Raw genomic sequence first — 426 nt, forward strand, 5'->3', positions numbered from 1 at the left:
GCCTTGTAGGGGACGCCCTTGACCGAGCGGCCGACGACGGCGGCCTGGACGGCGAACGCGCCGGTCCTCTCCCCCGCCTGCAGCGCGGGCGCGACCGCGACACCGGACGCGTCGGTGGTCACCGTCGCCACAGTCTCACCGCCGGCGAAGGTGGTGTCCGTGTCACCGACGAGCGTGAAGCGGATCCGCACTTTGGCGACCGCCTTGCCGGCCTCCGTCTCCGCGCGGGTGGAGATGCGCTCGGCGAAGGTGTGGCCCGCCATGGCGGTGAGGGTGCCGGTGCCGGCGTCCTCCAAGTGGTGCACCGTGTCGGTGGGCGTCGGCGGGGTGGTCGGCGGGGGCGTGACGGGCGGCGTGCTCGGACTGCCGCCGTTGCCGGGTGCGGCCGGGCTGGGCGACGGCCGGGAGCCGGAGGGCTTGCCGGGC

General features: G+C 76.1%; 1 pseudogene. It reads right to left on the bottom strand.

Going from position 1 to position 426, the window contains the following annotated elements:
- Positions 1 to 426, bottom strand: a pseudogene (locus tag LPA54_RS39800) (lytic transglycosylase); the annotation flags it as partial.

This window comes from Streptomyces sp. DH12, assembly GCF_020873895.1.
Taxonomy (GTDB): domain Bacteria; phylum Actinomycetota; class Actinomycetes; order Streptomycetales; family Streptomycetaceae; genus Streptomyces.